We start from the raw sequence: 19597 nt of genomic DNA, 5'->3' as shown, positions 1-19597 counted from the left end.
AGTTCCGATTAGTTAACATTTTCCCACCAACGCTTAAATTGCTGGTTGTTGCTTTGAAGGTTCACTTCTTCTCCTATCATTGGTGTGACCAATCGATATGGTTTATTCTCAGAAAATTGGGTAATTTTTTTCAAAGGTTCATCCCAGGCATGTTTTCCTAAAGTAAATTTTGAATGGTGAACCGGAATCATATTTTTTGCTTTTAAATCAACGGTAGCCCTCATTACCTCTTCGGGTAAATTATGTACCGACTGCCAAGCTTTATCATACTGTCCGCATTCCATCACAGCCCAGTCAATTGGACCGAATTTTTCTCCAATTCTTTTGAATCTTTCATCATAACCGCCGTCTCCGCTAATATAAATTTTCAAGTCCGGAGTCTGAATCAGATAAGACATCCACAAAGTTTTACCTCTCAACAATCCTCTTCCCGACTCATGATGCGCTGTTTCTGTAAAAATAGTAAAGTTCGAGGATATATCTATTTTTTCGTTCCAGTCTTTCTCTATAATTTGCTCGGGTTTGTAGCCCCAACGCTCAAAATGCGCCCCTACTCCAAGTCCGCAAACAACATGTTTTACTTTGTTTTTTAAAGCTGTAATCGTTTCATAATCCAAATGATCATAATGATCATGAGAAATGAATAAATAATCAATTTCAGGCATATCATTAGCATTATAAATATCACTTCCTTTGTAGGCGCGAACTCCCCAGGGCAAAGGCGATGCTTTACCACTAAACACCGGATCAATCAGAATGCTTTTTCCATCAAGCTGCATAAAAACCGACGAATGTCCGAACCATACCAATGTTTTTGAATCGATTGGTATGTTTTTTAATTCTGTTTTCACGGACGGTAAAGAATCTGTCGGTTCTCTTCGTGGATAATCCTTAAAAACGACGTTGTACAGTTCTCCCCAAATTGAATATCCTTGTGATAATGTTGGTCTTTCGATAATATTTTGAAATCTATCATTTTTATAATGAACTGATTTTTCAATCTGTAAAAGTCGTCGTCCTGACGGATTTTCTCCAAACTGCGGTAGTTTTAAATAAGCGAAAGTAATGGTTGCCAGCAGGGACATAATAGCAAATAATATAATCATGATTTTTTTTAGTTTTTGTTTTACTTTTTTCATTTGTTTTTAGTTTGCAGCGATCCTGATATCTTCAATTTCAAGTATATTTTTTGAATATCCCTTTGCGACATTGTTAATCATAGCCTGTCCGACTTGTTTTAGGGTTAATGATTTGCCTGGAAGCAAAATTGGAAATAGAAAAATGAGTGGTTTAAGAAAGCTTTTTACATTCTTCTGCTCTTTGAATGGCTTCATAAATCCGGGTCTGAAATTATAAACTCTTTTGAAAGGCAGCTTCATTAAATCATTTTCGGTTTTTCCTTTTACTCTGGCCCACATAATCTTACCTTTTTCCGAACTATTTGTATGGCTTCCAGATACATAATTAAATATCATGTTCGGATTTAAAGCCACTAATTTACGGGCAAAATGAATCGTAGTGTCGTAAGTAATCTGTGTATATTTAGCTTCATCCATACCAACAGAACTGATACCGGCACAATAAAAACAAGCATCATAACCTGTAAGTGTTGAATTAAAAGCTTCCAGCTGCATAAAATCAGGAATAATCAGCTCTTTTAGTTTTGGATGTTTTAAAGCCGATGGTTTCCTGTTGACCATTAAAACTGATTTTACTGTCTGGTTTTCTAAACATTCTAACAAAACTCCCTCACCCACCATACCGGTTGCTCCTGTTACTATTACTTTCATATATTTTAAATTTAAATTTTAACTCCTCCAAATTGAAACAAACTTTCGGCAGAAGCCAGTAAAGCTTCCTCACTGGTTCTTGGATTCCAATCCAGGATTGACTTTGCTTTCTCATTGCTTGCCTTTTTAACCCTATTCAGTTGTGGCACAACATTTTTTGGCTTTAGCATTAAAAAGAGCAAAGAAACGCACAGCCCAATTCGGTAAAATTTTAGTAGAAACTTTTTGCGACCGGTCTCCCAGTTTGTTTTTCAGAAGTTGTGCAATTTCAGGCAATGAAACTATTTCCCCTGTAAAGGCTAAAAAACGCTCTCCATTGGCGGCCGGACTAATCATGGCACGCAAATGCAAGTCGGCAACGTCACGAACATCTACAATCCCGAAAGAAATTTTAGGTACTGCCTTCATTGATCCGTCGAGCATTTGTTTTAAAACTTCAAAACCACTGGAAATGTCAGGGCCTAATGAAGGACCAAAAATTCCCATTGGATTAATAACAGTAAGTTCTAGCCCATTTCCTTCTTTCGTAATATAGTTCCAGGCAGCTTTTTCAGCCAGTGTTTTTGATTTTAAGTAAGCTGAAAGCGTTTTGTCGCTTGGATCCGTCCAACATTCCTCCGTAATTAATGTATCAGAATCGTTATGGCTGTAACCAACTGCCGCAAAAGATGAGGTTAATACTACTCGTTTTACGTTTGCTTCTTTTGCTGCCTTCAGAACCCTTAATGTTCCTTCAACAGCGGGTAAAATAACATCATTCTCATGCTTTGGAACTTTGAGAGAGATTGGAGTTGCAACGTGCAGTACATAATCGCAATCTTTAGTGGCTTCATTCCAATTATAATCACTGGAGAGGTTTGTTTCGACAAAAGATAAGTTCTCAAATGATGTAATTCCGCCCACTCTCAGCATACTTCTCACCTCTTCCTGTCTGTTCATGGAGCGAAGTGTTGTTTTTACGCTGTAGTTTTGCTGAAGCAATTGTAAAATGCAATGAATTGCGACAAATCCGGATCCTCCTGTAACTAAAACTGTTGTTTCTTTATTTGACTTTGTCATTTTAATACAAATTAATAAGGCAAATTTCAACATAAAAAAAACTACTAACTTTGTTTAAAAGTCCAAACTTATTTTGTTCAAAAGGTCAAAAAAATAAAAAAGACTAACTGGTTACAATAACCTGTTAGTCTTTTTACAATGCACCTGTTAGATGCGACTCTCAAAAAAATGTTTTATACACAGATAAAACAAAATCGTATAAACAATGATTCTATAGTCTTAGAATCATTGTTAGTTTTATTCCTCAGATAACATTAATTCTTTAATGTATTTCACAGGAGCACTTCCAAAACTTAAGAATTTCTCATGAAACTTTTTCAGATTAAACTTATCTCCTTCTTTCTTTTTAAGTTCTTCTCTTAAATTGTAGATTTCTGTATATCCTGTAAAATAAGAACACAACTGTACTTGCGATAAAGTAACACGTTTCCATTTTCCATCTGCCTCAGCTTGTTGCTGGAATGCCTCTTTGATCAATAAATCCAAAGCCGCTTCTTTAGACATGTTTTTAGTGTGAACACTAATATCTAAAATAGTATTGCAAGTTGCTCTTAAATTCCATTTGTAGTACATCAACCACATTTCATCAGAATTTTTATAACCACTTTCCAACATCATCTTCTCTGCATAAACAGCCCAGCCCTCTATCATTGCACCATTTCCTAAAATAGATTTAATGATACTTGGTGACTGATTACTGTACACCAATTGGGTGTAATGCCCAGGAACAGCTTCATGAATATTTAAAATCTGTAAAATATAATCATTGTACTCGCGTAAGTAGCTTTCTGCGTTTTCAGCTGTCCAACCCGCCATACTTCCTACATTATAATAGGTATTGGCATTTTTATCATAAGGGCCCGGAGCCGAAATCGAAGCTCCCGCAACTCCAGCCATATAAGCAGGTTCTTTGCGAACTACCAGCGGTTTTGAAGGGTCAATATACAATAAATCTTTTGCTTTTACATAAGCTGTTAGTTCCGGAATTTGTTTTTCAATTTCAGACTGGAATTTCTCCGGTGTAGTGTGCTGCAAAGAGATTTTATCAATTACCTGTTTAATTAAGTCCAGTTTATCTGCAGGTTTTGGCGCGTTTCCTTTGTATTTCTTCCAAAGTTTATCCGCCAGAACAAACATTTTTTCATGCAAATCTTTTTTATGATCTACAGCAACTTTAAAAATTTCCTCGGCAGTATAACTTGATTGAATATCAAAATTGAATTTTTTAGCATACAATTCCGTTCCAAGTCTAAAAGAACGAGGTGTTTTGTTGGATAGTTTTTTCAACCAATCGGCGTAATCTGTAATTGCTTTTTTGGCAATTATCCCTTTGTTCAATATGTCTTTTTTCTCAACAGCACTAAGTTTACTTTTTTCTAAAGCCGCAGCCAAATCAACATCAAAAACACTGGAACCTCCAAGATTTTGCGCTATAGCAAGTTCTGTATGTTCTAAAGTTGGATTCTTAATATTCTTTTTTGCCGCCTCATAATAAGCAGGAACATTATTCATTTTAGCATTGAAAGCACGCAAGCGAACTTCCGGAGTATCATATTTACCATTTAGAATTTCTGCAAATGCCCCGCAGACATTATATTCAGAAGGATTCCACTGAGATGATTTTAGTTCTTTTACACTAAAAATAGTAGCTTCCAGTTGATTTTTAATCATCTGAAAATCGGTCTTATTATTATCAGACAAATCCTCAGGATTAAATTGTTTTAAAGAATCCAATTGTGCATTAGCAAAATCAAGTTGTCTTTTTTCCTCAGATCCATCCGGAACAACCAAAACACTGTCAAGTTTATGATAGCCAACACCTGAAGCCCAGCCTGGGTTAATCTTCCATAAATCAGTAACAAAACGATCCTTGTATGTATCGAATTTTGTATCTAACACTTTATCTCCGTTAGACTTGCCACTTTTATTACAGGAAAAAAGTAAGGTAATTGCAAAAATTGAAGCAAACAGTTTTTTCATAAGTTATTTTTTTATGGTTTAAAGATAAAAAAAATGTTCTTTATGCAAAACAATTTGCGATTTGTAATTAATATTTCAATAATTCTAATAAAACGCCTTCAAAACGGTTTTTAGGCAAAAATTGATCTTCCAGGGCTTTTGTAAACGGAATTGGCGAATCTAAGCTGGCTACCCTTTTTACAGGACCATCCAGATATTCAAAACATTCTTCCATAATTAAAGCCGAAATATCGCTGGCAATACCGCCAAACAAAGTATCTTCCTGATAGATAATCACTTTCCCGGTCTTTTTAACCGAATTAAAAACGGTCTCAGTATCCAAAGGCTGTAATGTTCTCAAGTCAATCAAATCAGCTTTTATTTCAGGATTTTTACCCAAAGTTTCCAGCGCCCAATGAACTGTAGCGCCAAAAGCGATAATAGTAACAGACTCTCCTTCTTTTAATAAGGCTGCCTTCCCTAACGGAATAGTATAATAGCCTGCAGGAACATCCTGATATATGCTTCGGTACAATTGTTTGTGCTCGAAAAATAAAACCGGATTTGGGTCGTTTATCGAAGTATTCAATAATCCTTTTGCATCATACGGAAAGGCTGGGTAAACAACTTTTAAACCTGGTGTTTTAGTAAACCACGCTTCATTAGTCTGCGAATGAAAAGGCCCAGCCTGAGTTCCGCCTCCGCATGGCATTCGTACGACAACATCGGCCTTTTCACCCCAACGGTAATGAGATTTGGCTAGTAAGTTAACGATCGGATTAAAACCTGTAGAAACAAAATCGGCAAACTGCATTTCGACAATGGCTTTGAAACCATTAATCGACAATCCCATTGCGGCAGAAACGACTGCGCTTTCGCAAATTGGTGTATTCCGTACGCGTTCTTTTCCAAACGCCTTTACAAAACCATCAGTAATTTTAAAGGCTCCGCCATATTCTGCAATATCCTGACCCATTAGAACCAAATTTTCATGCCGCTCCATAGATTGCTTTAAACTGCTGCTGATCGCATCAATAAACCGAATATTCTCTACTTCTGAATCTGCTTTAACTTCTTCATAAGTATAGGCTTTATAAACATCATTTAATTCATCACTATAAGTAGGAATGATTTCTGGCTCTGCATTGGCAATTGCCCAATTCTCATCAATTTCCTGTTTAATAGTGCTGTGTAATTGTTCATCTAATTCAGGAGTAAGGACACCTGTTTCAACTAAATATTTTTTATAGTTCACTACTGGGTCTTTTGCAGCCCATTCGTCCATTAATTCTTGTGGAACATATTTTGTACCGCTCGCCTCTTCGTGACCACGCATTCTAAAGGTTTTAAACTCCAACAAAACAGGATGCGGATCTTTCTGCATCTCCTCTTTCAATTGCGCCAGCTTATTGTAGATTTCTAATATGTTATTTCCATCAATAATATAACTATCAATACCATAGCCTATACCTTTATCGGCCAGATTCTCACAAAAATATTGCTCGTTTGTTGGTGTAGACAGTCCGTAACCGTTATTTTCGATGACAAACATAACAGGTAATTTCCAAACGGCAGCTATATTCAGCGCCTCATGAAAATCACCCTCACTGGTAGCGCCTTCACCTGTAAAAACAGCTGTTATTTTATTATCTTTTTGAAGTTTATGTGCGAGAGCAATTCCGTCTGCGATCCCCAATTGCGGGCCCAAATGCGAAATCATTCCTATAATATTGTATTCCTGAGTACCAAAGTGAAAACTGCGATCTCTTCCTTTCGTAAAACCATTAGCTTTTCCCTGCCATTGTGAGAACAAACGGTGCAACGGAATGTTTCTGCTGGTAAAAACCCCTAAATTCCGGTGCATTGGTAACACATACTCTGAGTCGTCTAAAACAGAGGTAACTCCTACTGCGATTGCCTCCTGCCCGATTCCCGAGAACCATTTAGAAACTTTTCCCTGACGAATTAGAATCAGCATCTTTTCTTCGATGAGTCGGGGCTTTAGGATTTTTTTATATAAGTCTAATAATTGAGTATCAGTTAGGTCTTGTCTGTAAAAGATCATTAGCGGTTAGTTTTTAGTATTTCAAATATAGAAAAATATAACAATTTTATAGCTTTTTGTTAGAAAATTTTAATTTTAGTATAACTTTTAAAATTCAATTCTAAAATATTCTCTACCTTTGTTATTGAAAGGCCTTAGAAAGCCTTTTATCTTTAAAATAAAAATGTAAAGTATGCAAAACATTCCTAGTGTAGACTTACGTGATTTCCTTTCGGACGACCCGAAACGTAAACAAAAATTTGTAAATGAAATCGGCAGTGCATTTGAAAACATTGGCTTCGTAGCCCTAAAAGGTCACTTCTTAGACGACCAGTTAGTAGACGAGCTTTATAGCGAAATTAGAAAATTTTTCGCTTTGCCAATAGAAACTAAGCATAATTATGAAATTCCCGGCATTGGTGGACAAAGAGGTTATGTATCTTTTGGAAAAGAACATGCTAAAGGACGCAAAGAGGGAGATTTAAAAGAATTCTGGCACTTTGGCCAGTATGTGGATGCTTCTTCCAAGTATGCAGCGGAGTACCCTGAAAATGTAAATGTTAACGAATTACCTCGTTTTAATGTTGTAGGTAAAGAGGCGTATCAAATGCTTGAAAAAACAGGTGTTTATGTACTAAGAGCTCTAGCTTTACATTTAGGTTTAGATGAGTTTTATTTTGACCAGTATGCCAAAGAAGGAAACTCTATTTTAAGACCAATTCATTACCCACCTATTACTTCTGAGCCGGAAAATGCGATTCGCGCGGCTGCCCACGGAGACATCAACCTAATCACATTATTGATGGGTGCTCAAGGAAAAGGCCTTCAAGTTCAGAATCACGATGGCGAATGGATTGATGCTATTGCAGAAGACGATCAGTTGGTGATTAATGTTGGAGATATGTTATCAAGACATACCAACAACAAATTAAAATCAACTATCCATCAGGTAGTTAATCCACCAAGAGAATTATGGGGAACTTCACGTTATTCTATCCCGTTTTTCATGCACCCGGTAAGCGATATGAAGCTGGATTGTCTGGAAAACTGTATCGATGACGAGAATCCTAAGAAATTCGAAGATATTACAGCGGGAGATTATTTATACGAACGCTTGGTAGATTTAGGTTTAATTAAAAAATAAACATAAATTAAATTCCAATCTTTAAATTCCAAATTCCAAACTCATAATTGGAATTTGGAATTTAATTTTTACATACTATATTTATTGGAATTTATTTTAAGCATAAAAATCCATGGACTTACAAGATCAATTAAAAAATTTGTTTCCGGATCATGTCGAATCCAACGAACCTGAAGAAATTCAGGAGCAGGACCATGTTCTTTTTATTCAAAAAGAGCCGATGATCTGCAAATTCGAAAAACGAAAAGGAAAAGCTACAACCATAATCGAAGGCTACGAAGGATCAGATGAAGATTTTAAAGTTTTGGCCAAAGAAATTAAAACCAAACTTAGCGTTGGCGGCACTTTTAAAGACGCCTCTATAATCATTCAGGGAGATTATCGCGACAAGATTATGGAGATCCTTAAAGCAAAAGGATTCAAAACTAAAAGAGTTGGAGGGTGAAAAGTTTCAGGTTTCAAGTTATGACACCCTGAAACCTGAAACTTGTAACCAGAAACAAAAAAAACTTAGATATTTTAAAAAAAAATGATACAAAATTCAGAATTAATACTTAACCCGGACGGGAGCGTTTACCATTTAAACCTTCGTCCTGAACATATTGCACACGATATAATTTTCGTAGGAGACCAAAACAGAGTAGAAAAAATCACTCAGTTTTTTGATTCTATTGAATATTCAACACAAAAAAGAGAATTTAAAACACAAACCGGGATTTACAAAGGAAAAAGAATCTCTGTAATGTCAACCGGAATTGGTCCTGACAACATTGATATTGTAATAAACGAGCTTGATGCTTTGGTAAACATCGATTTTGAAACACGCCAGCCAAAAGAAAATCTGACTTCTTTGAATATTATACGAATTGGAACTTCAGGTTCTTTACAAACTGATATTCCTGTAGACAGTTTTGTGATGTCTAAATTTGGATTGGGACTAGACAATATGCTTCGCTCTTATTTAATTGATGACGTTTCGAATGCTGATATCGAAGAAGCTTTTATCAAGCATACGAACTGGGATGCTAGAAAAGGAAAGCCTTATGCAATTGCTTGTTCTGAAAAACTGGAGAAAATTATCGAATCGGATAAAATGTTTAAAGGAATTACCGCCACAGCCGGAGGTTTTTACGGACCACAAGGACGTGTTTTACGTCTAAACATCCAGGATCAGGAATTAAACAGTAAAATGGATAATTTTAACTTTGACGAACAGAGAATTACCAATTTAGAAATGGAAACGGCTGCTATCTACGGACTTTCAGCTCTTTTAGGACATAATGCCTTATCTTTAAATGCTATTATTGCCAATCGCGCTTCTGGAACTTTTAGCGAAGATCCTTATAAAGCGGTAGATGCACTTATTGCATATACTTTAGATAAGCTGGCAGGAAACTAATTCAATAACTTTAATCCATTTGGAAATTAGACACTTCATGGAAAATGCAATTTTAAAATTTGAACGATTACTGAATGAAAATGCTGCTTATTTCCCTTCTCTTGAAAGCGAAATTTTAGAAGCAAAAATTCCGGAAAAATGGTCTAAAAAAGAAGTTATTGGACATTTGGTTGATTCCGGAATTCATAATCTGGTTCGGTTTACAGAAATTAATTATCTAGAGAAACCTTACCGCCACAGACCTTACAACCAAATGGATCTGGTAAATTTAAATCAATACCAAACAATGGACATTGATGATCTGACGCAGCTTTGGCTTTCTATCAACCGACAAATCGTAAGAATTATGAAATCGGTTGATGAAAAGGCTTTAGCTTATGCAATCATTTTAAGTGATGAATCTGTGATTGATTTAAAATTTTTAATGACTGATTATGTAGAACATTTAGAACATCATATTCATCAGATAAGATCCTAGCTTATGTTTTTAAGAGTTGCCCGACATACCGATAATATTGAAAAAATGGTTGATTTTTATGTCAATGTCCTTGGTTTTGAACTTTTGGGCAGCTTTCAGAATCACAAAAATTATGATGGTGTTTTCCTTGGAATGCTCGGATTGGACTGGCATTTTGAATTTACACAATCTAAAACAAAAGCAAATCATACGTTTGATGAAGATGATGTTATTGTACTTTACCCGAAATCAATTATAGATTACAATGAATTGATAGACAGAATTGAACGCCACAACATCTCAATCTTAACTGCGACCAATCCTTTTTGGAATGAGAATGGTAAAATGTTCTTAGATCCTGATGGTTATCGTATTGTACTATCGCCGTTGAAAGCAGTGATCAGTGAAATCAACTAGTTCAATAAAAAAAATTACAAATTAAATAATGGCAGAAACGCATAAAAAAATCCTGTTCAAATATTACAGTACCTATCTCGAAGAGATAGTTTCAGAAACCATGTGGGCCGAAATTATAGATTTAGAAAAGGGATATTTCAAACTGGATAATATTCCCTTTTTTGGGCCTTTAATTGCAACTGATGATACTTTTAGAGCAGAATATGATGAAAATGAAAAGTGTTTTATTCACAAAGAAACAATAGAGCATTCAGGAAACTCAATAGTTCAGGTTCTGATTTTAGATAAAGAATTTGATAAAGAAATCATACGTGAAAAATTAAAAGCTTTAAACTGCTTGTCAGAAGCATTAAACGAAACCTTTCTTGCAGTTGAAATTGTAAAAAGTATCGATTATTCAATGGTAAAAATTATATTATCAGAATATGAATCCAATGCCATAATTGAATTTGCCGAGCCTTGCCTCTCTGAGAAACACAGAACAGATTTGTTGAAAAATTAATTCCCCAAATAAACTTAAATTACGCATACCAAACTTAAACTTATACCAGAATGAAAACTGTAAAAATTGTAGGTGTTCCTGAACACTTCAATTTACCATGGCAACTTTGCATTGAAAATGGTGAATTTGAAGCTGAAAATATCGATTTACAATGGAAAGATATTCCTGAAGGTACTGGCAAAATGTGTCAGATGCTTCGTAATGATGAAGCTGACATTGCTGTTATTTTAACCGAAGGAATCATAAAAGATATTATCGCAGGAAACCCTAGCAAAATAGTTCAGATTTACGTACAATCTCCTTTGATTTGGGGAATTCACGTCGCTGCAAAGTCAAACTTTGAAACGGTGAAAGATCTTAAAGGTAAAAAAGCTGCCATTTCGAGACTAGGTTCAGGATCGCAGCTGATGGCGTATGTGAATGCGCATGAACAAGGCTGGGAAACCGATAATTTACAGTTTGAAATTATAAATACCATTGATGGAGCCGTTGAAGCTTTGACCAACGAAACTTCTGACTATTTCATGTGGGAACGTTTTATGACCAAACCACTGGTGGATAAAGGTATTTTCAGAAGAGTTGGCGACTGCCCCACTCCATGGCCATCATTTGTAATAACAGTTAGAGACGAATTTTTAAAAAAGAATCCGAAAATTGTCGAAAAAATACTGGAGATCATTAATAAAACGACTCAGGATTTTGCTGAGATTCCAAATATTGATAAAACCTTATCGGAACTTTTCAATCAAAAACCGGAAGACATTCAGGAATGGTTAAAACTAACCCAGTGGTCTCAGAAGCAACTAACTGAGAAAGCTTTTACTAAAATTCAAAATCAGTTATTTGATCTCGGAATTATTGATAAAAAAAGTACTTTTGTTGAAACCGTAAAAGCGCTGTAAAAACTGCTTTTGATTCTTATGATAAATTTTCCTAAAATTGACTTTCCGCAATTAAAATCCAAATTACAGGTGAAATCACCTTGGGATAGGATTATAATTATGCTATTGAGTCTTTTGATTACGATTCCGATTTTTATCATATTACATCAGAATCTGATTGATTTAGAATGGAAATTCAATTTAGATCGCGTTTTTATCTTTTTATTTGTTTTTGCTGCGATTTTCTTTCTTTTAATGTTACTCAGAACTATCATTATACTGTGCATAGCCCTGTATTTATTGGTTTTATTTTACGGAAGCGTTATCGGAAACTACGGTTTCAGCGAGATCTCTGAAGATTATAATTCGATGATTTATACCATGTCTGACAACCCATTTCCTCAGGATATCATCGTGGCCAAGCTGTTACCTTTTCCCAATAAGTCAAAAATCATCAATGCGATAGAATATCAGAATCCAAAAGTTCGGAATTTTGCAATAATGGCTACTACCAAGCACTTCAAAGGTTTAAAAGGATATTCCGATTACAGAACTATTATCCAGTGCTTTGCTGTGTTTAAAGAAATCAACAGCCGCTGGAATTATGTCAATGACCCTAAAGAAGGTGATTATATTGCAACAGCCAGTGAGTCCCTAGAGTATTTTTCCGGCGATTGCGACGATCACTCGATTCTGATGGCAGCAGCCATTCGGTCTATTGGCGGAACTCCGAGATTAATTCATACCAAAGGACACATTTATCCTGAAATTCTTATTGGTTCAGCCATCGACTTAGAAAAAGTCAACTACCTGATTAAGAACGTACTTTTTGTTAAAGAGAGTTACGGTAAAAAAATTCATTACCATATGGACGAGCGTGGACAGGTTTGGATGAATCTGGATTATACCGCCAAATACCCCGGCGGGCCGTTTATGTATGAAGAAATTCTGGGAGCTTTGACACTAAACTAATTGTCCTAAACTCGTCATAATCATAAGTCACTCATATACTGTGACTTTTCTATAATCGTAGTGTTTATAAGCTTTTAGCGTATAGTCGGGTGTTTGACATCTCAAATTTTATAAATATTTGATTTTTAGATTTTTAATTAAAATAAATTTTGTAATTTTCTGTAGTTTAACATCTAATCACAAAATCATGAAAAAATCTAAATTACTTATCTTCGGAATTGCATTACTGACAGTGCTAATGATTTCTTGTCACAAAGGTCGAAATAAATTGATAAACTCCTGGAAAATTACTGCTGTAGAACCTAAAGAGCCGCTTTCAGATTCTCTGAAAAATGTAATTTTAACTCAGGGCACACTAACCTTTACTGAGGATGGACACGTGACCGGATTTCTAACACAAGAAATTAACGATGGTACTTATGTTTTGACAAAAGGTGGAAAAAGTTTAGTAATTAAAGATGAAACCGGTACTCCTTATCCTTGCGAAAGTACTATTACAGAAGAGCAACTGACTCTGGACAGTAAAGAAATGAAAATTACCCTTAAAAAAATATAATGTTTTACACTTTAAAACAATCAAACCACTCTTTTTTAACCGCAAAGAGTGGTTTTTATTTTGCTTAGCTTTTGTTAATTAGTATTTTAGACCTAACTTTAATGCACCCAAATCACCAAATCTTAATTGAACCTATGTCTTTAAATTCGAAAAAAATATTTCTGATCGATGGTTTAGGAGCCTTATTCTCTACCCTTTTGTTGGGTGTAGTATTGGTTGAATTGGAAATCTACTTTGGTGTCCCCAAAAATACGCTCTATCTTCTTGCTGTTTTAGCCTGTCTGCTTATGGCTTCTTCGTTTGCAAGTTATTGGCTTGCGAAAGAAAATTGGCGCGGCTGTCTTAAAATTATTGCTTTTGCAAACCTGTTATATTGTGGTTTCACAGCAGGCCTGTTGCTATATCTTTATACCCACATCACCTATTTAGCGGTATTTTATTTTCTGGCAGAAATTACAATTATACTCTTTCTGGCCAAAACAGAACTAAAAATTGCAAGTCGTTAGCGCCATAGATACAATTTATTCCTTACAGACTTTCCGTTCGGAAACCGCAAAATCACTGATAATCTTCTGATTGCACAAAAAAAATTAAAAAAATATCCTTAAAAGTTTTGTGCAGTCAAATAACTGCATTAAATTAGCAGTCAAATAACTGCATAATGGAAATTCGTAGAGATGTATTTCAGGCAATTGCCGACCCTACCCGCAGGGCAATCTTAAGCTTAGTAGCAATCCAGTCAATGACTCCGGGGGTTATTGCGGCAAATTTTGATTCGTCAAGACAAACGATATCAAAACACATTCAAATATTAACTGAATGTGAGTTGTTGGAGCAAACGCAGAACGGAAGAGAAATTTACTACCTCACAAACGCCAGAAAAATGAAAGAAGTTGCCGACTTTATAGAGCCTTTTCGCCAAATGTGGGACGATCGCTTTAACAAACTAGAAAGTATTATGAAAAACTATAAACCAAAAGAGTAACCTAATCTATGGAAAGAAAAACAAAAATTAGTGCCGAAGAGGGCCAGCAAGACTTAGTAATTACAAGAGAATTTGATCTTCCGCTGAAATTATTATTTATGGCTTACGTTGAACCTGAAATTGTAGAACAATGGATGGGAACCAAAGTGTTGAAACTCGAAAACAAAAAATACGGCAGTTGGCAGTTTGAAACTTCAGATCCCAAAGGAAATGTTGTTTTTAAAGCTAACGGAGTTATTCACGAGTTTTTTCCCGAGCAGAAAATCACACGAACCTTTGAAATGGAGGGCTCCCCTTTTCCGCCGCAGCTTGAGTTTCTTGAATTTGAAGCCGTAACCGCTGAAACCAGCCTCTTAAGAATGCATATTATTTATAAATCTGCTGCACTCAGAGATCAGATGTTAAAACTCCCTTTTGCTCAGGGAATCAATATGGCGCACAACAGATTACAGGAAATTGCTAATAAACTAAACTAAAACCGTTGGAGGTAGTAATTAATAAAAAAATCATTAAACACATAGAAACATAGGTTTTGTGTGTGTCTAAAAGAATATAAAAAGAAACCTGTTTCTAACATATAGCAGTCTTTATGTGCTTTGCATAAGTGAAACACCTTTTTAATAATATTAAATCTAACTTAAACTAAATTATAAAATCATGAAAAAAAGAGACAAAATTATCTATTGGGTTGCGACATTATGGCTGGCGTTAGGAATGACTGCAACCGGAATCGTACAAATGTTAAAAATAAAAGAACAAGAAGGCATGATACAGCATTTGGGGTTCCCGCTGTATTTTTTAACACTGCTTGGAGTTTGGAAATTACTGGGTGTTATTGCCATTTTGATTCCTAAATTTCCTTTATTAAAAGAATGGGCTTATGCCGGGTTCTTTTTTGCCATGAGTGGTGCCGTTTTTTCACATTTTGCTGTCGGAGATCATCCAAAAGAATTATTCGGCCCGGTATTGCTTATCGTTCTTACTATCGTATCCTGGTACTACAGACCTACAGAAAGAAAAACAGCTTTAGTGAGTGCGTAATTTTTTGTGACTTGGTAAACCCTAAAACAAAAGCATTTATTAAAATATTTATCCCCTAAAATATAAAGAAATGAAAAACAAACTGTCAGCAGAACAAAGTGAAGAATTATTGAAAGTATTAAGAATTCGTTTTGAAAATAACATGAACCGACACGAAGGCCTAGAATGGGACAACGTTCAGAAAAAACTGGAAGCAAATCCAAAAAAACTATGGTCCCTTGATGAAATGGAAAGAACGGAAGGCGAACCAGATGTAGTTGGTTTTAATCCGGAAACAAACGAGTATACTTTTTTCGATTGTTCGACCGAGAGCCCAAAAGGCCGCAGAAGTTTGTGTTTTGATCATGAAGCTTTAGAAAAAAGAAAAGAACACAAACCTGCTGGAAGTGCCATAAATATGGCTGAGGAAATGGGAATTAAGCTTTTAGATGAAGTACAATACAAACAGCTTCAAAAACTCGGTAAGTTTGATGCTAAAACCTCAAGCTGGATCGCCACACCTATTGAAATTCGTAAACTGGGAGGCGCGCTATTCTCTGATTTTCGTTACAATACCGTATTTGTCTATCACAATGGTGCTGACTCTTATTATGCCGCAAGAGGTTTTAGAGGGGCTTTGAACGTTTAAATGAATTTTTACAACTGTGCTTATGAATCCAAAAGTTGATTTTTATTTTGAGAATGCCGAAAAATGGCAGAAAGAACTGGACGAATTGCGAAAAATCGCTTTGGATTGCCAGTTGACCGAAGAATTAAAATGGGGTACTGCCTGCTACACTCTTCATGACAGCAATATTGTTTTAATCCACTCTTTTAAGGATTACTGTGCATTTTTGTTTTTTAAAGGTGCTTTATTGGCAGATACCGATCAGATTCTTATCCATCAAAGTGAAAATGTACAGGCAGCACGACAAATTCGCTTTACCAATCTTGAAGAAATAGTTGCTCAAAAAACAATTTTGAAAACCTATATTTATCAGGCTATCGAAGTAGAAAAAGCAGGCTTAAAAGTTAAATTAAAAAATACTGCCGACTTTAAGATTGCAGAAGAATTTCAAAAGAAACTAGACACAAATACAGCTTTAGAAACTGCTTTTAAAGCTTTAAGTCCAGGGCGTCAACGTGCTTATTTACTGTATTTTTCATCTCCTAAAAATTCTACAACCAGAGTATCAAGAGTTGAAAAAGTGATCGATCAGATTCTTGAAGGGAAAGGATTAAAAGACTGATCTCTTTAGAAAAACAACTAATAATGTTGTCAAAAATAAATTGATATGAAGAAAGAAATGTTCTTTTCAGTGAAGGCTTTAATTATAAAAAACGATACTTTTTTAGTTGTTCATAACCTTGTTGAGGGAATTAAAATATGGGATTTACCTGGTGGCAGAATGGAATTTGGAGAGACTGCCGAGGAAACATTAAAAAGAGAAATTAAAGAAGAATTAAATCTCGAGATCAGACCTGTTAAAGTAATTGACACCTGGAATTATATACCAACCGATGATTGTCAGATTACAGGAATTATTTATTATAGTGAACTCATTACAAATCAAATTAAAATATCAGAGGAACACGATGGTTACGATTGGATTGGATTTGAACAAGCTGGTGCTTTTTTTACAAAAGATTTTCTGTTAGATCAAATACAACTTTGGGATTGGAATTCAATTAGGAATGACAGTGTTAGATTTATTAAATCCGTTGACTAATCTCTGCTATCCATTTTTTATCATTTTGGCAGAAAGAATACTCGAGTGATTAAGATTTTAACTGGAGAGTTTTCTTCAAGCAGATCCTGCAGATTTCTTTAAATCTCTTTCTATACAGAATTTGGACATCTCCGTAAAGGGACTAAATTTTGACTTTACCGAAAGAAATTAGTTTTATCTTAGTGCTAAAAACAAATCTTATGGAAGACCAAAAAAATCAAACCGACCATCCCTCTTCTGACCAAACTCCAAAAGTAACCGGAGTTGGAGGCATATTCTTTTTTTCAGACAATCCTAAGGAAACCAGAGAATGGTATGCCAAAAACTTGGGAGTCGAAGTTAATGATTGGGGATCTACTTTTGAATCCCGAAAAATAGATGCGCCCGACGTTGTAGAATCACTTCAATGGAGCCCGTTTAAAAAAGATGACGCTTATTTTTTGCCTTCCAAAAAAGAGTTTATGATTAATTATCGGGTACAGCATATCGAAGCTCTTGTCGCTCAGCTTAAAGAAAACGGAGTAACCGTACTCGATGATATCGCAACCTATGATTATGGAAAGTTTGTACACATTATGGATACTGAAGGCAATAAAATTGAGCTTTGGGAGCCGTCATAAGACGTATTAGCCTTCTCAGCACAAATAAACTATTTTTCTGTATGAATAATTTTTCACGCAGATTGTGCTTCGCCTGTTCGCAATCGCTCGGGTCACTAGATTTAGCAGATTTTTTATTCTGAAAATTTTTCTTAGTAATTATATTCGATCGAAGTGTCCAATTGCCTCTTGGCTGAAATAGCTTAAAAACTATTTTGACAAACATGGGGGCGTTATAAACATGCAATTCAGTTTCATAGGAAATAACCGTTGCATAGCTCCTTGAAAAACCGATCTACTGAAAACTTAAAAAAACTTATAACAGATGTAGATAAAGCGTTGTTTAGCCCACTAAATGCAGTATTAATTACAAAGATAATTCCTATATTCGTCGACAGGGAAGTTAATTTTTAACACTACCAACTAACAATCAAAAAATACCATAACCTTAAAAAAAAATTATGAAAAAAGTAACCCGTCTGTTTACATTAATGCTCTTTATTTGTTACGCTTCTCCCCCTCTCTATTCGCAAATTACATCTGAAAAAATCGATCTTTTAATGCAAGATGCTTTAGAGAAATTTAAAGTGGCAGGTGCCTCAATTGCAGTTGTTAAAGACGGGAAAGTAATTCATCAAAAAGGATATGGTGTCGCCTCTATCGAAACAAGAAAAGCCGTAAATGAAAGTACAAATTTTCAAATAGCCTCCAATAGCAAAGCTTTCACAACTGCTGCGCTTTCTATTCTCGAGGACGAAGGCAAATTGAAATGGACGGATAAAGTGAAAGATCATCTTCCAAAGTTTAAAATGTATAACGACTATGTTACTGAGAATTTTAACATCCAGGATTTACTAACACATCGCAGCGGACTTGGATTGGGCGTGGGTGATTTGATGTTTTTTCCAGATGGCTCTAATTTCACAATAAATGATGTTCTAACTAGTTTTCAATATTTTAAACCAGTCTCTGCTTTTCGAACTAAATTTGATTATGACAATTTACTGTATTTAGTAGCAGGAGAATTAATTGTCAAAGTAAGTGGTATGACTTATGAAGATTTTATACAAACCCGAATTATTGATCCTTTGCAAATGAGCAATTCTTTTGCACAAAGCGACAGAATAAATGATAAAAGCAATCTTGCTGTATCACATTCATCAGAATCCGGAACCATAAAACGAATTGATGGATTAGGAATACAGATCAACGGTGCTGCGGGAGGAATCATTTCAAACGCAGCCGATATGGCAAAATGGATGACTTTATGCCTAAACAAAGGGCAGTATGGAAGTGATTTGAAATCAACATTGTTTTCTGTAAAAAATCACAACGAAATGTGGCGCATCCATACTGTTGAAGAGATAGATCGTGATCCAAGATACAATTCGCATTTTAGTGGTTACGGCTTAGGCTGGGGATTAACTGATGTAAAAGGAAATCTAAAAGTATCTCATACAGGAGGTTTACCCGGAATGTTATCAGTTGTTATCATGTATCCGGATTTAAACCTGGGCATCGTGATTTTAACCAATACGGAGAATGGCGGTGGCGGACTTTTTACTGCCGTTACCAATACTATTTCTGACAGTTATCTAGGACTGGACGATTTTGACTGGACCAATAAAATTGTGGAATGGATGAAACAAGGTAGAAATACCGGAGATGATGTCACCAAAAATGTTTGGGAGAAAGTAAAATCGGTAAAGAATTTGAAAGTAAAAAATGAAGATTTTATTGGTGTCTATGCTGACAATTGGTTTGGAGAAATCGAAGTGTTTGAAAAAAATAAACAGTTATGGTTCAGATCCTATCGTTCGCCAAAGTTAAACGGCCCAATGGCTTTTTATAATGCTAATACATTTGCTATAAGATGGGAATATCAAGCAATGAATTGTGATGCCTTTGCAATGTTTTCATTAGATGAAACCGGTAAAGCACAATCGATTAAAATGAAAGGCATCTCCCCTAATATTGATTTCAGTTTTGATTTTCAGGATCTGGATCTAAAAAGAGTGAATAAGTAAATCCGTTTTTTAGCCACACAAGTTTAATAAAGTCCGCATAGTTTTCTCTTAAACTT

At 35.3% G+C, this 19597-nt stretch carries 24 protein-coding genes; 18 read left to right on the top strand and 6 right to left on the bottom strand.

All coding sequences use genetic code 11. From position 1 onward, the window contains the following. Positions 1–8: 8 nt before the first annotated feature. The 6 genes from AC3IS6_RS16125 to AC3IS6_RS16100 all read right to left on the bottom strand — a co-directional run bounded on the left by AC3IS6_RS16125 (position 9) and on the right by AC3IS6_RS16100 (position 6873). Positions 9–1139: an MBL fold metallo-hydrolase gene (locus tag AC3IS6_RS16125; protein ID WP_489160845.1), complete on the bottom strand. Its 1131-nt coding sequence runs from the start codon at positions 1137–1139 to the stop codon at positions 9–11. 6 nt (positions 1140–1145) lie between these two features. Further along, positions 1146–1790: an NAD-dependent epimerase/dehydratase family protein gene (locus AC3IS6_RS16120; protein WP_489160843.1), complete on the bottom strand. Its 645-nt coding sequence runs from the start codon at positions 1788–1790 to the stop codon at positions 1146–1148. Positions 1791–1801: 11 nt separating this feature from the next. Next, positions 1802–1939: a hypothetical protein gene (locus AC3IS6_RS16115; RefSeq protein ID WP_489160842.1), complete on the bottom strand. Its 138-nt coding sequence runs from the start codon at positions 1937–1939 to the stop codon at positions 1802–1804. Beyond that, positions 1923–2849: an SDR family oxidoreductase gene (locus tag AC3IS6_RS16110; RefSeq protein ID WP_489160840.1), complete on the bottom strand. Its 927-nt coding sequence runs from the start codon at positions 2847–2849 to the stop codon at positions 1923–1925. The genes AC3IS6_RS16115 and AC3IS6_RS16110 overlap by 17 nt, the downstream gene beginning before the upstream one ends. Before the next feature lie 237 nt (positions 2850–3086). Further along, a complete protein-coding gene (locus AC3IS6_RS16105; protein WP_489160838.1) occupies positions 3087–4829 on the bottom strand; it encodes a DUF885 domain-containing protein in 1743 nt (580 codons plus the stop codon). Between the two features lie 67 nt (positions 4830–4896). After that, positions 4897–6873 carry an alpha-ketoacid dehydrogenase subunit alpha/beta gene (locus AC3IS6_RS16100; protein ID WP_489160837.1) on the bottom strand — a complete coding sequence of 659 codons (1977 nt, stop codon included), beginning with the start codon at positions 6871–6873 and terminating at the stop codon, positions 4897–4899. Between the two features lie 172 nt (positions 6874–7045). Between AC3IS6_RS16100 and AC3IS6_RS16095 the strand changes: the two genes are divergently transcribed. The 18 genes from AC3IS6_RS16095 to AC3IS6_RS16010 all read left to right on the top strand — a co-directional run bounded on the left by AC3IS6_RS16095 (position 7046) and on the right by AC3IS6_RS16010 (position 19541). Then, on the top strand, positions 7046–7996 hold the full coding sequence (locus tag AC3IS6_RS16095; protein ID WP_489160835.1) for an isopenicillin N synthase family dioxygenase: 951 nt from the start codon (positions 7046–7048) through the stop codon (positions 7994–7996). 112 nt (positions 7997–8108) lie between these two features. Continuing rightward, positions 8109–8441 (top strand): translation initiation factor, encoded by a 333-nt coding sequence (locus AC3IS6_RS16090; RefSeq protein WP_489160833.1) that lies wholly within the window; start codon positions 8109–8111, stop codon positions 8439–8441. Positions 8442–8525: 84 nt separating this feature from the next. Next, positions 8526–9395 carry a nucleoside phosphorylase gene (locus tag AC3IS6_RS16085; protein WP_489160831.1) on the top strand — a complete coding sequence of 290 codons (870 nt, stop codon included), beginning with the start codon at positions 8526–8528 and terminating at the stop codon, positions 9393–9395. Between the two features lie 37 nt (positions 9396–9432). Then, the gene (locus tag AC3IS6_RS16080) at positions 9433–9873 is read left to right on the top strand and encodes a DinB family protein (protein WP_489160830.1); all 441 of its coding nucleotides are present in this window, start codon (positions 9433–9435) and stop codon (positions 9871–9873) included. Positions 9874–9876: 3 nt separating this feature from the next. Continuing rightward, positions 9877–10269, top strand: a complete 393-nt coding sequence (locus tag AC3IS6_RS16075) for a VOC family protein (protein ID WP_489160829.1) — start codon at positions 9877–9879, stop codon at positions 10267–10269. Positions 10270–10297: 28 nt separating this feature from the next. After that, on the top strand, positions 10298–10771 hold the full coding sequence (locus AC3IS6_RS16070; RefSeq protein ID WP_173967860.1) for a DUF4265 domain-containing protein: 474 nt from the start codon (positions 10298–10300) through the stop codon (positions 10769–10771). Between the two features lie 50 nt (positions 10772–10821). Then, complete coding sequence (locus tag AC3IS6_RS16065) at positions 10822–11673, top strand: substrate-binding domain-containing protein (RefSeq protein ID WP_489160828.1); 852 nt, start codon at positions 10822–10824, stop codon at positions 11671–11673. A gap of 18 nt (positions 11674–11691) precedes the next feature. Next, positions 11692–12624: a transglutaminase-like domain-containing protein gene (locus AC3IS6_RS16060; protein ID WP_489160827.1), complete on the top strand. Its 933-nt coding sequence runs from the start codon at positions 11692–11694 to the stop codon at positions 12622–12624. 187 nt (positions 12625–12811) lie between these two features. Further along, positions 12812–13180, top strand: a complete 369-nt coding sequence (locus tag AC3IS6_RS16055) for a hypothetical protein (protein WP_489160825.1) — start codon at positions 12812–12814, stop codon at positions 13178–13180. A gap of 134 nt (positions 13181–13314) precedes the next feature. Continuing rightward, positions 13315–13686 carry a hypothetical protein gene (locus AC3IS6_RS16050; RefSeq protein WP_489160824.1) on the top strand — a complete coding sequence of 124 codons (372 nt, stop codon included), beginning with the start codon at positions 13315–13317 and terminating at the stop codon, positions 13684–13686. A gap of 155 nt (positions 13687–13841) precedes the next feature. Then, positions 13842–14165: an ArsR/SmtB family transcription factor gene (locus AC3IS6_RS16045; RefSeq protein ID WP_489160823.1), complete on the top strand. Its 324-nt coding sequence runs from the start codon at positions 13842–13844 to the stop codon at positions 14163–14165. 8 nt (positions 14166–14173) lie between these two features. After that, positions 14174–14641, top strand: a complete 468-nt coding sequence (locus tag AC3IS6_RS16040) for an SRPBCC family protein (protein ID WP_489160822.1) — start codon at positions 14174–14176, stop codon at positions 14639–14641. Positions 14642–14822: 181 nt separating this feature from the next. Beyond that, positions 14823–15206: a DoxX family protein gene (locus AC3IS6_RS16035; RefSeq protein ID WP_173967853.1), complete on the top strand. Its 384-nt coding sequence runs from the start codon at positions 14823–14825 to the stop codon at positions 15204–15206. Between the two features lie 70 nt (positions 15207–15276). Then, the gene (locus tag AC3IS6_RS16030; RefSeq protein ID WP_489160820.1) at positions 15277–15834 is read left to right on the top strand and encodes a DUF4256 domain-containing protein; all 558 of its coding nucleotides are present in this window, start codon (positions 15277–15279) and stop codon (positions 15832–15834) included. A gap of 22 nt (positions 15835–15856) precedes the next feature. Next, positions 15857–16435 (top strand): YdeI/OmpD-associated family protein, encoded by a 579-nt coding sequence (locus AC3IS6_RS16025; RefSeq protein WP_489160818.1) that lies wholly within the window; start codon positions 15857–15859, stop codon positions 16433–16435. 45 nt (positions 16436–16480) lie between these two features. Beyond that, positions 16481–16915: an NUDIX hydrolase gene (locus AC3IS6_RS16020; protein WP_489160817.1), complete on the top strand. Its 435-nt coding sequence runs from the start codon at positions 16481–16483 to the stop codon at positions 16913–16915. A 200-nt stretch (positions 16916–17115) separates the two neighbouring features. Continuing rightward, complete coding sequence (locus AC3IS6_RS16015; RefSeq protein ID WP_489160816.1) at positions 17116–17535, top strand: VOC family protein; 420 nt, start codon at positions 17116–17118, stop codon at positions 17533–17535. A gap of 440 nt (positions 17536–17975) precedes the next feature. Continuing rightward, positions 17976–19541: a serine hydrolase gene (locus tag AC3IS6_RS16010; protein WP_489160814.1), complete on the top strand. Its 1566-nt coding sequence runs from the start codon at positions 17976–17978 to the stop codon at positions 19539–19541. Positions 19542–19597 lie beyond the last annotated feature (56 nt).

The organism is Flavobacterium sp. KH_035 (genome assembly GCF_057839565.1).
The sequence above is the reverse complement of the archived record's forward strand: the minus strand, read 5'-3'. Positions and strand labels throughout refer to the sequence as shown.

Coding starts and splice junctions, on each gene's coding strand:
- AC3IS6_RS16075 (WP_489160829.1), top strand. CDS start 9,877: ATGTTTTTAAGAGTTGCCCGACATACCGATAATATTGAAAAAATGGTT.
- AC3IS6_RS16090 (WP_489160833.1), top strand. CDS start 8,109: ATGGACTTACAAGATCAATTAAAAAATTTGTTTCCGGATCATGTCGAA.
- AC3IS6_RS16085 (WP_489160831.1), top strand. CDS start 8,526: ATGATACAAAATTCAGAATTAATACTTAACCCGGACGGGAGCGTTTAC.
- AC3IS6_RS16120 (WP_489160843.1), bottom strand. CDS start 1,790: ATGAAAGTAATAGTAACAGGAGCAACCGGTATGGTGGGTGAGGGAGTT.
- AC3IS6_RS16110 (WP_489160840.1), bottom strand. CDS start 2,849: ATGACAAAGTCAAATAAAGAAACAACAGTTTTAGTTACAGGAGGATCC.
- AC3IS6_RS16010 (WP_489160814.1), top strand. CDS start 17,976: ATGAAAAAAGTAACCCGTCTGTTTACATTAATGCTCTTTATTTGTTAC.
- AC3IS6_RS16055 (WP_489160825.1), top strand. CDS start 12,812: ATGAAAAAATCTAAATTACTTATCTTCGGAATTGCATTACTGACAGTG.
- AC3IS6_RS16020 (WP_489160817.1), top strand. CDS start 16,481: ATGAAGAAAGAAATGTTCTTTTCAGTGAAGGCTTTAATTATAAAAAAC.
- AC3IS6_RS16035 (WP_173967853.1), top strand. CDS start 14,823: ATGAAAAAAAGAGACAAAATTATCTATTGGGTTGCGACATTATGGCTG.
- AC3IS6_RS16065 (WP_489160828.1), top strand. CDS start 10,822: ATGAAAACTGTAAAAATTGTAGGTGTTCCTGAACACTTCAATTTACCA.
- AC3IS6_RS16030 (WP_489160820.1), top strand. CDS start 15,277: ATGAAAAACAAACTGTCAGCAGAACAAAGTGAAGAATTATTGAAAGTA.
- AC3IS6_RS16125 (WP_489160845.1), bottom strand. CDS start 1,139: ATGAAAAAAGTAAAACAAAAACTAAAAAAAATCATGATTATATTATTT.
- AC3IS6_RS16040 (WP_489160822.1), top strand. CDS start 14,174: ATGGAAAGAAAAACAAAAATTAGTGCCGAAGAGGGCCAGCAAGACTTA.
- AC3IS6_RS16015 (WP_489160816.1), top strand. CDS start 17,116: ATGGAAGACCAAAAAAATCAAACCGACCATCCCTCTTCTGACCAAACT.
- AC3IS6_RS16025 (WP_489160818.1), top strand. CDS start 15,857: ATGAATCCAAAAGTTGATTTTTATTTTGAGAATGCCGAAAAATGGCAG.
- AC3IS6_RS16080 (WP_489160830.1), top strand. CDS start 9,433: ATGGAAAATGCAATTTTAAAATTTGAACGATTACTGAATGAAAATGCT.
- AC3IS6_RS16050 (WP_489160824.1), top strand. CDS start 13,315: ATGTCTTTAAATTCGAAAAAAATATTTCTGATCGATGGTTTAGGAGCC.
- AC3IS6_RS16060 (WP_489160827.1), top strand. CDS start 11,692: ATGATAAATTTTCCTAAAATTGACTTTCCGCAATTAAAATCCAAATTA.
- AC3IS6_RS16070 (WP_173967860.1), top strand. CDS start 10,298: ATGGCAGAAACGCATAAAAAAATCCTGTTCAAATATTACAGTACCTAT.
- AC3IS6_RS16095 (WP_489160835.1), top strand. CDS start 7,046: ATGCAAAACATTCCTAGTGTAGACTTACGTGATTTCCTTTCGGACGAC.
- AC3IS6_RS16045 (WP_489160823.1), top strand. CDS start 13,842: ATGGAAATTCGTAGAGATGTATTTCAGGCAATTGCCGACCCTACCCGC.
- AC3IS6_RS16100 (WP_489160837.1), bottom strand. CDS start 6,873: ATGATCTTTTACAGACAAGACCTAACTGATACTCAATTATTAGACTTA.
- AC3IS6_RS16105 (WP_489160838.1), bottom strand. CDS start 4,829: ATGAAAAAACTGTTTGCTTCAATTTTTGCAATTACCTTACTTTTTTCC.